The sequence below is a fragment of the Micromonospora sp. NPDC000207 genome (assembly GCF_040300925.1).
In the GTDB taxonomy this organism is placed as follows: Bacteria; Actinomycetota; Actinomycetes; order Mycobacteriales; family Micromonosporaceae; genus Micromonospora.
Window position 1 is genome coordinate 1 of sequence record NZ_JBEPEQ010000129.1, and the last position, 14,240, is coordinate 14,240.

Consider the following 14,240-nt stretch of genomic DNA (forward strand, 5'->3'; position numbering starts at 1 on the left):
CCCCTCAAAAGACCCGCGCCCCCCCCCCGCCCCGCCCCCCCCCGCGCCCCGCCCGGCTCCGATCCGTGCAGCCGCCGTACGGCCGGCGCCGGAAGGAACACCCCGGCCACGCCCAGCGCGGCCCCGGGCGGGACGCCCGGAGACACAGACCTGCCCGTGGCAGCGGCATCCTCCTGCCGGCCCCGGGAGACCAACGGACCCGAAGGTCCGCACCGAGCGAGTACGGAGATGACACCGTGACCGACACCAGCATTCCCCGCACCGAGGAGTCCCCGGAGACCGAGGACGCGTCGATCGACGGCAACGGTGCCGAGGGAACCGACGAGACTGAGGTCGAGGCGGGGCCACGGGAGAAGAAGGCCCCGGCCGAGAGCGAGCTGTTCCGGCAGAGCGAGATCGCTGCCGACTACATCGAGGGTCTGCTCGACATCCTCGACTACGACGGCGACATCGACGAGCTGGTCTCGGGTGACCGGCCGATGGTCGAGGTGGTCGGGGGCCAGCTGCAGAGCCTGGTCGGTCAGCGTGGGGCCACCCTGGAGGCGCTTCAGGAGCTGGCTCGGCTGGCGGTCTTCCGGCAGACCGGCACCCCGAGCCGCCTCCTGCTCGACGTCGGGGGCTACCGGGCGAACCGGCGCAAGGAACTCGCCGCCGTCGCCCGCAACGCGGTGGAGAAGGTGAAGGAGCACGGCGAGGCGGTACGCCTGGAGCCGATGTCCGCCTTCGAGCGCAAGTGCGTCCACGACGTGGTCAACGCGGCGACCGGGGTGGAGAGCGAGTCCGAGGGCGTCGAGCCGAACCGGCGCATCGTCGTCCGGCCGGCGGACTGACCTGGTGGCGTACGAAGACAGGGCGGCGGCAGCCGCGTCCGGCCCGGGTGACGTTCCACCCGGGCCGCGGCGTGTCGACGTCGACGAGCCGACCGGACCCGCCGACGGTCCCCCGGTGACCCACCCCTCGACGGCTGACGCGGCGCTGCCGACGGCACTCACCGACGCGGCCGTCACCCTCTTCGCCGACCGGTTGGACCTGGCCGTCAGGTACGCGGAACTACTCGTCACCGACGGCGTGGTACGCGGGCTGATCGGCCCTCGGGAGGCTCCCCGGATCTGGGACCGCCACCTGCTCAACTGTGCAGTGGTCGCGGAGCGGATCCCCGTGGACTCGACAGTCGTCGACGTCGGCTCCGGGGCCGGACTCCCCGGCCTGGTCCTGGCGATCGCCCGCCCCGATCTCGCGGTGACGCTCGTCGAGCCGCTGGCCCGGCGTACCGCCTTCCTCGACGAGGCGGTGACCCGTCTCGGTCTCGACCGACAGGTCCGGGTGCTCCGCGGACGGGCGGAGGAGGTCACGGCCGGCGGCGAGGACGCAGCCCCGGCGGGTGACGTGGTGACCGCCCGGGCCGTCGCCCCCCTGGACCGGCTCGCCAGGTGGTGCCTCCCCCTGGCCCGTCCCGGCGGTCGGTTGATGGCGATGAAGGGCAGCTCCGCAGCCGAGGAGATCGCCGAGCACGCCACGGTGGTCGCGCGACTCGGTGGGGGTGAACCGGAGCTGCACCGGTGCGGGGTCGGGTTGATCGACCAACCGACCACAGTGGTGGAGATCGTGCGGGAGCGGGTGGTGGCCCCGCCCGGTAAGCGAGCCCGGTCCTCGCGGCGTGGCGGCCGCAACCGGAGTCGTTGACGCTGAGCGGAGGTGACCCTCGCGGTCCCTCCGCTCACCCCGCGACCGCTGTCCCTCCGCTCACCCCGCGACCGCCGTCCCGCCGCGCTGCCGTCCCGTCTCGGCCGCCGTCCCGCCGCGCTACCCGGCCGCTTCGACTGCCCTCCCGTCTCGTCGCCGCACTGGTGGGCGGCCACGTCGCTTTCTGAAGAGCCCATTGGACCCCCGAGGAAGCTTGCTGCTTCCTGAAGAGCCTGCCGCTCCCTTTGACAGCCTGCCGCTCCCTGAAGAGGCTCGGGTCGAGCCGTCCAATTCGTGGGGCTGGTGGCCTTTCTGCCGGGCGGGGCGGTCGTTAACCCATTGTGGGTGGCGCCGGGCCGCACTGGAGGCGTACGCCTGCGCACGAGCGTGGTGGTGCGTCGGACGGGCCACCGGCGGATGGCCGCTGGATGCCGAGGGGTGCTCAACTCGACATGGACCCGTTGCGCCCGTGCGCCGTAGGCTGACCGGACGTCGTTAGTGTGGAGCGGTCGGGTGCCGGTTGGTGGGATTCCGACGGCCACTCCCAGCTACGGGCTGGGGAGACGCGGACGCGTGAACCAGTTGACGGGGTGCCGACCGACCATCCGAAGCGGGCAGGGATGACAGGTGCATGACGACGGCAGGTATGACGGCCCGGCGATCGGCTCGCCGGAGGAACGCCGTCTGGCAGGGCGCTCCGTTTCACGTGAAACACGGTCCTCCGTTTCACGTGAAACGGCCGGGGATCCGCGGGTCGGGAGTGCGGGTCGGGAGTCCGCTCCGGCCACCGGCCACGACCTCCCGCTGATCCCCGATCACCAGTCACCGGCCCCTGCCGGGCCGGGCGACGAAGGAGTCGGGCAGGATGCCATTCCGGGGGCGATCCCGGCTCCGCCCGATCCGGCGACGCCGGTCCCGGAAATCGACCCGAGAATCACACCCGCCGGAGAGTACGGGGCGACGGAAGCCGTCGAGACCGCGTACGTTTCACGTGAAACCCCGACGCGCGAAGAGGATGATCCACCGTTGGCTATGGAGGCGATGCGCGCCGTGCAGATCCTTAATCCGAGTGGCGAGGTGACGATGCCTCGGCCCGAACGGACTCGGGTCATGTGCGTCGCGAACCAGAAGGGCGGCGTGGGTAAGACCACGACCACGGTGAACCTGGCGGTGGCGCTAGCCCTGCACGGGAACCGGGTCCTGGTCATCGACCTGGACCCGCAGGGCAATGCGTCGACCGGGCTCAACGTCCCGCACCACACCGGCGTTCCGGACGTGTACGACTGTCTGATCGACAGCGTCCCCCTCGCGGAGGTGGCCCAGGGGGTGGAGGGCATCCCGAACCTGTGGTGCGTGCCGGCGACAATAGATCTGGCCGGTGCCGAGATCGAGCTGGTCTCCGTGGTCGCCCGTGAGTCCAGGTTGGTCCGGGCCATCGCCGCCTACCCCGGACACTTCGACTACGTCTTCATCGACTGCCCGCCCTCGCTCGGACTGCTCACAGTCAACGCCCTCGTGGCCGCGCAGGAGGTGCTGATCCCGATCCAGTGTGAGTACTACGCACTGGAAGGGCTCAACCAGTTGATCAACAACATCAACCTGGTACGCCAGCACCTCAACCCGACGCTCGACGTCTCCACCATCCTGCTCACCATGTACGACCGGCGTACGCGGCTGGCCGACGCGGTCGAGCAGGACGTCCGCAACCACTTCGGAGACAAGGTGCTCCAGGCGGTCATCCCCCGGAACGTGCGTGTCTCCGAGGCACCGAGCTACGGCCAGTCCGTGATGACCTACGATCCCGGATCACGAGGGGCGACGAGTTACTTCGAAGCCGCTCAGGAGATCGCCGAGCGTGGGGTCAAGGAGAACCGGTGAGCCGCAAGCTCGGTACGGACAGGTCGCTGGGAGACATCGCATGAAGAACCGTCCTCGTGGTGGGCTGGGCCGTGGACTCGGTGCCCTCATCCCCACCGGTCCGGCGCAGCCACCGGCCACCGTGCTGCCGACCCAGGACGACGACACCGCCCCACCTGACGGGCTGAACGGAACGGCCGACCAGAACGGGGTCGGCATCCCCGGCAGCGAGCCCGCCTCCCCGGTGGTTCCGGCGAGAGAACCGTCGGTGTCGGCGGTGCCCTCCGCCCCGCCGGTCGAGCCCGAGCCCGAGGTGGTGCTGAGCCCCGTTCCCGGGGCGCGCTTCGCCGAGATCCCGGTCGACTCGATCGTGCCGAACCCCAAACAGCCGCGCCAGGTCTTCGACGAGGACGCCCTGGAGGAGCTGAAGACCTCGATCGAGGAGGTCGGTTTCCTCCAGCCGATCGTCGTCCGACAGCTCGACGAGGAGAAGTACGAACTCGTCATGGGTGAGCGGCGGTGGCGGGCCGCCCAGGCGGTGGGGCGGGAGAACATCCCGGCCATCGTCCGGGACACCCGCGACGACGACATGCTCCGCGACGCCCTGCTGGAGAACATCCACCGGGCGAACCTCAACCCGCTGGAGGAGGCCGCCGCCTACCAGCAACTGCTGGAGGAGTTCGGCGCCACCCACGAGGAGCTCGCCCGGCGGATCGGCCGAAGCCGCCCGCAGATCTCCAACACCATCCGGCTGCTCAACCTCCCCGCCCCCGTCCAACGGCGGGTCGCTGCCGGGGTCCTGTCGGCCGGACACGCCCGGGCTCTCCTCAGCCTCGACGAGGCCGAGGAACAGGAGAAGCTGGCGCTGCGGATCGTCCAGGAGGGCATCTCGGTCCGAGCGACCGAGGAGATCGTCGCACTGGCCCTCACCGACGCCGAGAGCAAGAAGTCCTCGCCGAACCGGCGTCCCAAGCCGCACGCCCCCGCACTGACCGACCTCGCCGATCGGCTCTCGGGCCGATTCGACACCCGGGTGAAGGTGGACATCGGTCGGAGCAAAGGGAAGATCACCATCGAGTTCGCGACGGTGGACGACCTGGAACGCATCGTCGGCATCATCGGGGTGGAGCCGGCGGAGCACGACGACTAGCCCTGCATGAAGGTCACCGGGGTCCGCGCGGGCCCGGCTGGCACCAGGATCCCGCGTGGCTGTCCCCACCAGAAGGGCCGCCGGCCCTGCCAAAGCACCAACCCCACCGAGCAATCCCAGCCCGGCCGAGCAATCTCAACCCCCGGTCGAGGGATTCCAACCCCGCCGAGGGATCCCAACCCCCGCCGAGGGATCCCAACTACCGCCGAGGCGGGGAGTCGCTGGGACTGGGGCCGTGGGGACCTGGGGGCGTCGCCGATCGAGGGCGGCCGGACTCCGGCGGTGGGGCACCGACGCAGTTCTGACTGCTGTACTTCGGGTCCGTTTCACGTGAAACGGACCCGAAGTCGTTCTCCCCGCGTACCGGACCTGGCGGCTCGTGATCGTTAGTCCTTAACCGACACCTTCTCCGGCGTGTCGGCTAGGTCAACAGCCAACGATCATGACTCTGGCAGAACTACGTCTCGTCATTGTCACTCTTCAGTCGAGGCAGGCCAACCCCGTTCGCCCGACCCGGTTCAGCGAGGCATGGAGGACAGTGCCCGCAGCGTCCCCCTGCACCCCCAGCCCCCCACCCCCTGCACCCCCAGCCCCCTGCACCCCCAGCCCCCCCAGCCGTCCTGCACCCCCAGCCCCCCGAGACCGTCCGACGCCAGGCTGATCACCGAGAATCCGTGCGCCGAAGGTCCAGCCACGAGGCTGTTCTCTGGCGGTCCGTGCACCCGAGGTCATCCACCGTGCACCCGAGACCGTCCACCTGGGTCCATCCCCCCGAGGCCGTGCAACCAGGTCCGGCGTGCTGGGTCCATCTACCCGAGGCCGTTCAACCCAGGTTCGACGTGTTGGTCCATCCACCCGAGGCCGTTCAACCCAGGCTCGGGCGCGCTGGGTCCATCCGCCCGAGGTAGGTCCGCCCAATCCCAGTCGGTGTATGACCCGGGTGACCGGGGTGGCGGTCCTGGCGTCCCGAGGGCTGTCGGACGGACGGACGGGTCGGGCGGGTCGGGCGGGCCGACGGACAGACGGGCCGACGGACAGACGGGCGGGCGGGCCGACGGACAGACGGGCGGGCGGGCCGACGGGCGGACAGACGACGTTCAGGTAATCCGACCGGACTGCACCGATCGCCGTCATGAAGGAGAAAGGACGCCGTCATGAAGGAGGAGGGACGAGGTGAACCAAAGGCATCGGGTGGTGGTGCTCGGGCGGTTAGGTGCAGTCTCGTTTCACGTGAAACGAGAACCGCCAACCCTCAAAGGCCACGCGCTTCCCGGCGAGAGGAGGCCCTTCGCCGTCAGCCTGAGGGGCGGAGGGTAGGCGGCGCTCGGGTCGAGAACTCGGGGCGTACGGAGGTCGGGTCGAGGTGGGGATGAAGACCTCGGATCGGCCGTGAAGTTATCCACAGGAGTTTTCCACAGGCTGACTCGTTTCACGTGAAACCGCGCGTCAATTGCGGTGCGTGCCTGTGGACGACGCTGTGTATTGGTGGATCAGCAACCTGTGGACAACCGGGTCTCCGGGGGTCGCCCGTCCTGGCCGAAGATCGAGGAATCCGGGGTAGGGACAGCGCCCCCGGACTCGGTTAGGGTCAGCGTCGTGCCCGACACTCCCCCCGCGGTTCCGGATTTCACCCAGTGGCCCTCCTTTCCCTTCGATGGCGAGTTGAGGGTCAAGAACCTCGACGACCCGGTGTCGGAGGAACCTCCCCGTAAGGGGGAGGGCAGTGGCGAGTGCACCGCCTGCGAGGCGCCTGACGACGCGTACATCTGGGTCGGTGAACGGTGGCGGGTCCGGGCGATGGACCGGCCGACGGGCCTGCCCATGGTCCTCATCCTGGAATCGCGGTCCCACCTGGACCTCGGTGACCTGCCGAACCTGCTCGCGGCGGAGCTGGGCGTGATGACGGTACGCCTGGAGCGTGCCATCCGGTCGCTGGACGGGGTCGCCCGCGTGCACGTGAACCGGTGGGGAGACGGGTCCGCCCACTTCCACATGTGGTTCCTGGCCAGGCCGTACGGGCGGCTCCAGCTCAGGGGGACCTTCCTCTCCCTCTGGGACTCGATCCTGCCGCCCATCTCGGAGGGACAGTGGCGAGAGAATCTCGCCCTGGTGGCGGCCTGGCTGGCCGACTTCGAGGGCCGGCCCCTGGCCGAGCCGCCCCGGATCCAGTGGCAGGCACCGTCGAGTCTGGCCGCCGCCCCGTCCTCCCCCGGCGGTACGGAGGACGACGAGGACCCGGCGTCGGTGATCGAGGCGGCAGACGAACTGCCTGAGCAGGACCCACGGACCGGGTCCCGGGAGTGACACGCGCGGAACAGACCGAGGGGTGACGGCAGGACGGCACGAACAAGCCTGACGACAGCCACAGGAACGGCGGCACGAACAGGGACACCCGCGGCAGGCGTAGGGACGGCCGAACAGGGACACCCGGACGGCAGGAACGAGCCCGACGGCAAGCGTAGGAACGGTGGCAGGAACCAGGGCGGCAAGGAGCAGGGCGGCAGGAACCAGGGCGGCAAGGAGCAGGGAGAGAGCGGCCGGACCTGCGGGTGGGGCTCAGGGGTGCCGGGCGGCAGCCTGCGTCACGAGCGTCTTGAGTACCCGACCGAAGTCGAGGCCGGCGGCCTGGACGGCCAGCGGGAACAGGGACGTCTCCGTCATGCCGGGGGAGACCGTCACCTCCAGCACGTGCGGGTGCCCGTCGCCGTCCACGATCAGGTCCACCCGGGAGAGGTCACGCAGGCCGAGCGCCGCGTGGGCGGCCAGGGCCACGTCGGAGACCTCCCGGGTCACCTTCGGGTCGAGTCGGGCCGGGGTGTGCCAGGTGGTACGGCCTGCGGTGTACCGGGCGGCGTAGTCGTACACCCCGTTGCGGGGCACGATCTCGACCGGCGGCAGGGCCTGGGGACCGTCGCCCAGGTCGACGACGGAGACTGCCACGTCCATCCCGGCGACGTACCGCTCGACGAGGGCTGTGGTGTCGTACGCGAAGCATCCGACCATCGCGGCCGGGAGTGCGGCGGACTCCCTGACCACTGCGGCACCCAGACCGGATCCACCCTGCGCCGGCTTGACCATCAGCGGTAGCCCCAACCGGTCCACGATCCGGTCCAGCACCGCCACCGCGCCCAACTCGGAGAAGCGGTCGTGGGGCAGGGCGACCCAGTCCGGGGTGGGGATGCCGGCCTCGCGCAGCACCGCCTTGGCCGAGGGCTTGTCCCAGGCGAGTCGGGCGGAACGGGCGTCGCAGCCGACGTAGGGGACCTCGCAGAGGTCGAGGACCCCGCGCAGCGACCCGTCCTCCCCGGTGGCGCCGTGCAGGGCGATGACCACGGCGTCGGGCGGGTCGGCGGTCAACGCCGGCAGCAGTGCGACGTCGGCGTCGCGCAGCTCGGCCTGGACGTCGGCGGAGCGCATCGCGGCCAGGACCCGACGTCCGGACCGCAACGACACGTCCCGCTCGTGCGACAGACCGCCGGCCAGGATCAACACGTGCAGGTCGGTGGCGTCGGCGGAACCGGTGGGGGGCTCGGTCACGACGGACCCTTCGGCAGAGTCGGCTCTCATGCCGGGCATCATGCCAAGTCTGGACCGGGGGTGTCGGCACCGGCCCGCCCACGACGTGGGCCCTGGTCGCCGACGGGGCCGAACATCCTGCGCATGGCGATGTCCTGTTCCATCACCGAGGCCAGTCGGCGTACGCCCTCCCGGATCCGCTCGGGCGGTGGGAAGGAGAAGTTCAGCCGCATGTTCCCGGCTCCCGAGCCGTCGGCGTAGAAACCGGTGCCCGGCACGTAGGCGACCCGGGCGGTGATGGCCCGGGGCATCATGGCCTTGGCGTCGAGCCCGTCGGGCAGGGTGGCCCAGACGAAGAGCCCCCCGGCCGGCGTGGTCCAGGTGGTGCCGGCGGGCATCAGGTCGGTCATGGAGGCCAGCAGGGCGTCCCGGCGTTCCCGGTAGACCTCGCGGTAGACCTTGAGCTGTTCCCGCCAGGGCATGGTGCCGAGGTAGGTGGAGACCGCCGCCTGGGCGTAGGCGCTGGGGCAGAGGATCTGGGCCTCGCTGGCGATGACCAGCTTGTCGCGCACGGCGTGCGGAGCGAGGATCCACCCGACCCGCAGGCCCGGGGCGAAGGTCTTGGAGAAGGTGCTCAGGTAGAAGACACCGTCGCGGCGGCGGGCCCGCAGCGGGCGCGGTGCCTCACCCTCGAAACCCAGCTGACCGTACGGGTCGTCCTCGACCACCAGCAGTCCGGCCCGCTCGCAGATCTCCAACACCCGTTCCCGGCGCTCCTCGCTGAGGGTCACCCCGGCCGGGTTCTGGTAGGTGGGGATGGTGTAGAGGAACTTGGCCCGGCGGCCGGAGCGGGCCACGTCGGCGATGGCCACTTCGAGCGCCTCGGGGATCAGCCCGTCGGAGTCCATCGGCACGTGCACGACCTGGGCCTGGGCGGCCTGGAACACGCCGAGTGCGCCGACGTAGGTCGGGCCCTCGGCGAGCACCACGTCACCCGGGTCCAGGAAGAGTCGGGCCACCAGGTCGAGGGCCTGCTGACCGCCGACGGTCACCACCACGTCCTCGGGTGAGGCACCGCAGGCGGCGTCGATGCCGGAGAGCGCCATCACCTCGCAGATCCGTTCCCGCAGCTCCAGGGTGCCCTGGCCGATGCCGTACTGGAGGGTGGTGGTGCCGTGTTCCGCGCCGAGCTTGCCCAGCATCTCGCCGACCGCGTCGAGGGGCAGCGCGGCGATGTAGGGGGCTCCGCCGGCGAGGGAGACGACCTCGGGGCGGCTCGCCACGGCGAAGAGGGCCCGGATCTCCGAGGCCGTCATGCCCTGGACCCGCCGGGCGTACCGGTCGGTGTAGTCGTCGAGCGTCGTGCCGGTCATGACATCACCTCGATCGATTCTCGGGTGGCTCCCCGTGCCCCGGATACCCGGGGGGTCGGTGACCATGGCGCAGGGCACCGGTTGGTTGATGGTAGTCCGGTCGAGGCCTGATGCACGCCCCCACCCACCCGATCGTCCACATCCCGGACCCCGGTTGCGTACGTCGGGAGGCGGTGACGGCGAAGGCTGTGACCTGGGTGGCGGGCCCCCTACGCCGGACCGGCAGCCTCGTCACGGCGTCCACGGGTTCGCGCGTTCACTCCCACGTCGGCGGTCGACGGCGTACCATCGCCTGTCGGGGGCGGGGAAAGCGGCGGCATTCCGTCGGCCGCCGCGCGGTCGACGGGGCATCGGACCGTGCCGGTCACACCTCCCAGCCCGAGGTGAGGATGTGCAATGTCGCGACGTCTGGTCAGCTTGACCCTCGACACGCTGGAAGACCTGCCCCGCCCGTGCCGGCAGTGCGTGCACTGGGAACTCGATCCGGTCTCCGCCGACCGGGCCTGCGCGGCGGGTGACCCGGGGTTGGAGAAGGAGGCGTGGGTCTCCCAGACCCTGCTGGAGTGGGGTTCCTGCGGGAAGCTCGTCTACGTCGACGGGATGCCTGCCGGTTTCGTGATGTACGCGCCACCGGCGTACGTGCCCCGGTCCATGGCCTTCCCCACCTCCCCCGTCTCCGCCGACGCCGCGTTGCTGACGACCGCGCACGTGGTGCCCGCCTTCGCCGGTGGTGGCCTGGGGCGGATGCTGGTGCAGGGCGTCGCACGGGACCTGACCAAGCGGGGGATCAAGGCGATCGAGGCGTTCGGGGACGCCAAGTTCGGTGACGACGGCGACCGGGCCGACGGGTGTGTCGCACCGGCGGACTTCTTCCTCTCGGTGGGCTTCAAGACGGTCCGCCCGCATCCCCGGTTCCCCCGCCTGCGGCTGGAGCTGCGGACCGCGCTCAGTTGGAAGTCCGACGTCGAGTACGCGTTGGAGAAGCTCCTCGGGTCGATGAGCCCGGAGACCCTGCTGCGGCCGGTCCGCCCCGCCCCGGCCACCAGCTCCACCTGAGCCGAAGCCGCCACCCTGAGCCGAAGCCGGACCTCAGGCGCGGTTGAGCAGCGTACGCGCCGCCACCGCAGCCCGTAGCTCGCTGACGTCGATCGAGCCGGTCGGGACGTCCAACTCGATCGGCAGGTACATCCGCTGCACCCCGGCCACGATCGACTCGGCCACCCGGTCGCGGAACCGGGGATCGACAAGGCGCGACCGGTCCGTGGGCGAGGTCAGGTAGCCGACCTCGACCCGTACCGCCGGCATCCGGGTCAACCGCAGCAGGGTCCACCCCTTGGCGTGGGTACGGCAGTCCCGCAGACCGGTCCGGGCCACGATCTCCCGCTGCACCAGGCCGGCGAGGCGTTCCCCGGTCGCGGAGGTCACCCCGTTGTCGGTGCCGTAGTGGTAGGTGGCCACCCCTTCCGCCTCCGGGTTGGCGTGCCGGTCGGTGTGCAGGGAGATGAACACGTCCGCGCCGAGGGAGTTGGCGAGTTCGGCCCGGTCGGTGTCGGGCAGGCAGGCCCGGGGGGCCGGACCTCGGGTGAGGTGCACCCGCACCCCGGAGGCGGCCAGCCGCCCCTCCAACCGGCTGGCCAGGTCGTGGACCAGCTCGGCCTCGGTCCAGTGCAGGGGACCGTCCGGCACCACCACGCCGGGGTCGGTGCCGCCGTGCCCGGGGTCGATGACGACGGTCCGGCCGACCAGGGTGGGACCGGACTGGCGGATGGCGTCGGACTCGCGTAGCCACTGGGGGCGTCCACCGATCACCTTGCGGCCGAGTCGACGCAGCGCACCCATGGTGTGCGGTCCACACGACCCGTCCGGTTTCAGCCCCACCTCACGTTGGAACTGGGCCAGTGCCCGGGAGGTCCGCAGCCCGTAGACGGCGTCGGCGCGGCCCACGTCGTAGCCCATCTCCAGCAGGCGTTCCTGGAGCGAACGGACGTCTTCGCCGGTGAGCGGCTCGGGCACGGCGTGGTACAGGGTCCGGGCACCCAACCGCCAGCGGGCCGCGTCCAGCGCCCGCCAGGTCTCCTCACCGACCCATCCGTCGGCACTGAGCCCTCGGGACTGCTGGAAGGCGCGTACCGCCCGTTCGGTGGTCGCGTCGAACTCGTCGCAGTTGCGTCCGTCGGCCGGGGCGAGCAGGTCGAGGCCGGTCAGGACCGCGCGGATCTCCCGTACTGCGGATCCCCGGTCACCGGGTCGGATCGGACGCACGCACGACCCCCTCTGCGCGGACGCCGACCGGGCGGGCGGCGGTGGTCGACGGACCGGGACGCCGCCGAGAGCCTGCCTCGTTGCGGCTGCCTAGGGAGCGTATCCCGGTGCCGGGCCGGGCGAGGTGGGTTGCCGTGATGCGTCGACACCCGCCGGGCGGGCAGCGGCGTGGCTGGTCCCGGCCCACGAGGCGCGGGTCATCGACCGGCTGCCGACGCAGAACCCCCGCCGCCCCTCAGGGGCGACGGGGGTTCTGCGTTCGTTCGGGTCCGCCCTGGTCAGAGCGCCGACTGGATCAGTCGGACCAGTTCGCCCTTCGGCTTGGCCCCGGCGATGGACTGCACCGGCTCGCCGCCCTTGAAGACGGTCAGGGTCGGCACCGACATGATCCGGTACGCGCGGGCCGTCTCCGGGTTCTCGTCGATGTTGAGCTTGACGATGGTGACCTGGTCACCCATCTCGCCCGCGATCTCTTCGAGCAGCGGCGACACCTTGCGGCACGGACCGCACCACTCGGCCCAGAAGTCCACAAGTACTGGCTTGTCGGACTTCAACACGTCACTGACGAAACTGGCGTCGGTGACCGCCTTCGTTGCTCCCACTGTGCCCCTCCTCCGGGATCAGGTTCGGTTTTCTCAGCCCAGGGTGGCGATGAACCGCTCGGCGTCGAGCGCGGCGGCGCAGCCGGTCCCGGCGGCGGTGATCGCCTGTCGATAGGTGTGGTCGACCAGGTCACCGGCGGCGAAGACGCCGGGAACGTTGGTCCGGGTGCTGGGCGCGTCGACCTTGACGTACCCCTCGTCGTCGAGGTCGACCTGGCCGCGGAACAGCTCGCTGCGTGGGTCGTGGCCGATCGCCACGAAGACACCGGTCACGTCGAGGACCTTGCTCTCACCGGTGTGCACGTTGCGGACCCGGGCCCCGCTGACCTTGCCGTCGGCGCCGAGGACCTCCTCGACCACGGTGTTCCACTCGACCTTGATCTTCTCGTTGCTCAGTGCCCGGTCGGCCATGATCTTGCTGGCCCGGAACGAGTCGCGCCGGTGCACGATGGTCACCGACTCGGCGAACCGGGTCAGGAAGCTCGCCTCCTCCATCGCCGAGTCACCGCCGCCGACCACGATGATGTGCTGGTTGCGGAAGAAGAACCCGTCACAGGTGGCGCAGGACGACACGCCGTGGCCGAGGTACTCCTGCTCGCCGGGGACACCCAACGGACGCCACGCGGAGCCGGTGGTCAGGATGACCGACCGGGCGCGGTACGCCCGCTCGCCCACCCAGGCGGTGCTGGTGGCGTCGGACCCGGCCGCTCCGGTGTCCACCAATTCGACCCGGGTCACGTCGTCGGTGAGGAACTCGGCACCGAACCGCTCGGCCTGCTTGCGCATGTTGTCCATCAGCTCGGGGCCGAGGATGCCGTCGGCGAAGCCGGGGAAGTTCTCCACCTCGGTGGTGGTCATCAGTGCTCCGCCGGACTGCACGCCCTCGATGACCAGGGGCTTCAGGTTGGCGCGGGCGGCGTACACCGCCGCGGTGTAACCGGCCGGCCCGGAGCCGATGATGATGAGGTTACGGACCTCTTCCACTGCCGTCTCCCGATGTGTCTCGTCGCCACCGCCGGCGAGCGACCCAACGCCGCAGGGGGTGCCGATTCGTGTGCCGACGGTTCAACGACGCCGGCGGCTGACTTGCAGAACGCCATCGTACGAATCGGGGATTCCCCAACCGGACAGCCGGTGGGTCACGTCACGTGAAGGTCACCGCCGGAATGACGGCGACCTCACCCTACCCGGGTCCGGTAGCGGGTGTCTGTGCCGGAGCCGGTCAGACCGCATCCGGGGCCGCTGACCCACGCCCAGCGCTCACCGGTGGCGTCGACGAACTCGACGATCAGGGCCGGTCGGCCCTCGAAGGCGGCGTAGTCGAGCCGTTCCACGGTGACCGGGGCGAAGGCGTGCTCGGTGACGATCGCGGCGAGGCAGGCCTCCAGGGCCGGCCGACCGCCGAGCCGGGCCAACTCGTCGGGGACTGTCGGCTCCCGCTGGTCGGTGGCGCTGAGCCCCGAGTCGGCCACGCCGGCCGGGCCGACCCCCCGATCCGCCAGCCCCTGCCGGGTGTGGTCGGTGCCGCTGTTGCGTCCGGGCTCGGCGACCAGGAGGAACGGGGCGGTGGACATCGGTCCCACCATCGGTCCGGCGGCCTCCGGCGCAGGTCGGTCCCCGGCCGAGGTGGCTGCCCCGTCCTGACTGCCTGCGCTCGTACCCCACTGGTTGACGCCGAGGCCGAAGGCGGCCAGGGAGACCACTGCCACCGCGACGGGACCGGCCAGGCGGGCCCACCGCCGCCGTCGGGAACGCCCCGGCCCGGTGCCGCCCCCCGCCGCACCACGGGGGGTCCGG

Annotated in this window: 11 protein-coding genes and 1 pseudogene; 6 read left to right on the forward strand and 6 right to left on the reverse strand. The window is 71.0% G+C overall.

The genetic code is table 11. The features are described 5' to 3' along the window. The first annotated feature begins 236 nt into the window (after positions 1-236). The 5 genes and pseudogenes from ABT336_RS23820 to ABT336_RS23840 all read left to right on the forward strand — a co-directional run. Positions 237-830, forward strand: coding sequence for a Jag family protein (locus ABT336_RS23820; RefSeq protein WP_350899234.1), 594 nt, complete (start codon positions 237-239; stop codon positions 828-830). Between the two features lie 115 nt (positions 831-945). Continuing rightward, entirely contained in the window at positions 946-1,683 is a 738-nt protein-coding gene (gene rsmG / locus ABT336_RS23825) for a 16S rRNA (guanine(527)-N(7))-methyltransferase RsmG (protein WP_502891246.1), read from the forward strand. Positions 1,684-2,553: 870 nt separating this feature from the next. Continuing rightward, on the forward strand, positions 2,554-3,561 hold the full coding sequence (locus tag ABT336_RS23830; RefSeq protein WP_502891249.1) for a ParA family protein: 1,008 nt from the start codon (positions 2,554-2,556) through the stop codon (positions 3,559-3,561). A gap of 40 nt (positions 3,562-3,601) precedes the next feature. Beyond that, the gene (locus tag ABT336_RS23835; RefSeq protein ID WP_350899236.1) at positions 3,602-4,690 is read left to right on the forward strand and encodes a ParB/RepB/Spo0J family partition protein; all 1,089 of its coding nucleotides are present in this window, start codon (positions 3,602-3,604) and stop codon (positions 4,688-4,690) included. Positions 4,691-6,286: 1,596 nt separating this feature from the next. Further along, positions 6,287-6,893 (forward strand): annotated as a pseudogene (locus ABT336_RS23840) (hypothetical protein); the annotation flags it as partial. A gap of 353 nt (positions 6,894-7,246) precedes the next feature. Here ABT336_RS23840 and ABT336_RS23845 read toward each other — a convergent pair. Continuing rightward, entirely contained in the window at positions 7,247-8,227 is a 981-nt protein-coding gene (locus ABT336_RS23845) for a D-alanine--D-alanine ligase family protein (protein ID WP_502891247.1), read from the reverse strand. A 38-nt stretch (positions 8,228-8,265) separates the two neighbouring features. Next, positions 8,266-9,579, reverse strand: a complete 1,314-nt coding sequence (locus ABT336_RS23850) for an aminotransferase-like domain-containing protein (RefSeq protein WP_350899240.1) — start codon at positions 9,577-9,579, stop codon at positions 8,266-8,268. 396 nt (positions 9,580-9,975) lie between these two features. On the opposite strand from ABT336_RS23850, the gene ABT336_RS23855 reads away from it, so the two are divergent. Next, positions 9,976-10,635: a GNAT family N-acetyltransferase gene (locus tag ABT336_RS23855; protein WP_350899242.1), complete on the forward strand. Its 660-nt coding sequence runs from the start codon at positions 9,976-9,978 to the stop codon at positions 10,633-10,635. 33 nt (positions 10,636-10,668) lie between these two features. Here the strand turns inward: ABT336_RS23855 and ABT336_RS23860 are convergent, their stop codons facing one another. The 4 genes from ABT336_RS23860 to ABT336_RS23875 form a co-directional block, all read right to left on the reverse strand. Beyond that, positions 10,669-11,841: an N-acetylmuramoyl-L-alanine amidase gene (locus tag ABT336_RS23860; RefSeq protein ID WP_350899244.1), complete on the reverse strand. Its 1,173-nt coding sequence runs from the start codon at positions 11,839-11,841 to the stop codon at positions 10,669-10,671. 278 nt (positions 11,842-12,119) lie between these two features. Continuing rightward, positions 12,120-12,443 carry a thioredoxin gene (gene trxA / locus ABT336_RS23865; RefSeq protein ID WP_350899246.1) on the reverse strand — a complete coding sequence of 108 codons (324 nt, stop codon included), beginning with the start codon at positions 12,441-12,443 and terminating at the stop codon, positions 12,120-12,122. Positions 12,444-12,476: 33 nt separating this feature from the next. Further along, positions 12,477-13,427, reverse strand: coding sequence for a thioredoxin-disulfide reductase (trxB, locus tag ABT336_RS23870; RefSeq protein ID WP_350899248.1), 951 nt, complete (start codon positions 13,425-13,427; stop codon positions 12,477-12,479). Between the two features lie 194 nt (positions 13,428-13,621). Continuing rightward, positions 13,622-14,240: RsmA family anti-sigma factor (locus ABT336_RS23875; RefSeq protein ID WP_502891248.1), on the reverse strand; the 619-nt coding region annotated here is incomplete at its 5' end.

What these genes read in the sequence shown, in the direction of transcription:
- ABT336_RS23855 (WP_350899242.1), top strand. Translation starts at nt 9,976, where the DNA reads ATGTCGCGACGTCTGGTCAGCTTGACCCTCGACACGCTGGAAGACCTG.
- ABT336_RS23835 (WP_350899236.1), top strand. Translation starts at nt 3,602, where the DNA reads ATGAAGAACCGTCCTCGTGGTGGGCTGGGCCGTGGACTCGGTGCCCTC.
- ABT336_RS23850 (WP_350899240.1), bottom strand. Translation starts at nt 9,579, where the DNA reads ATGACCGGCACGACGCTCGACGACTACACCGACCGGTACGCCCGGCGG.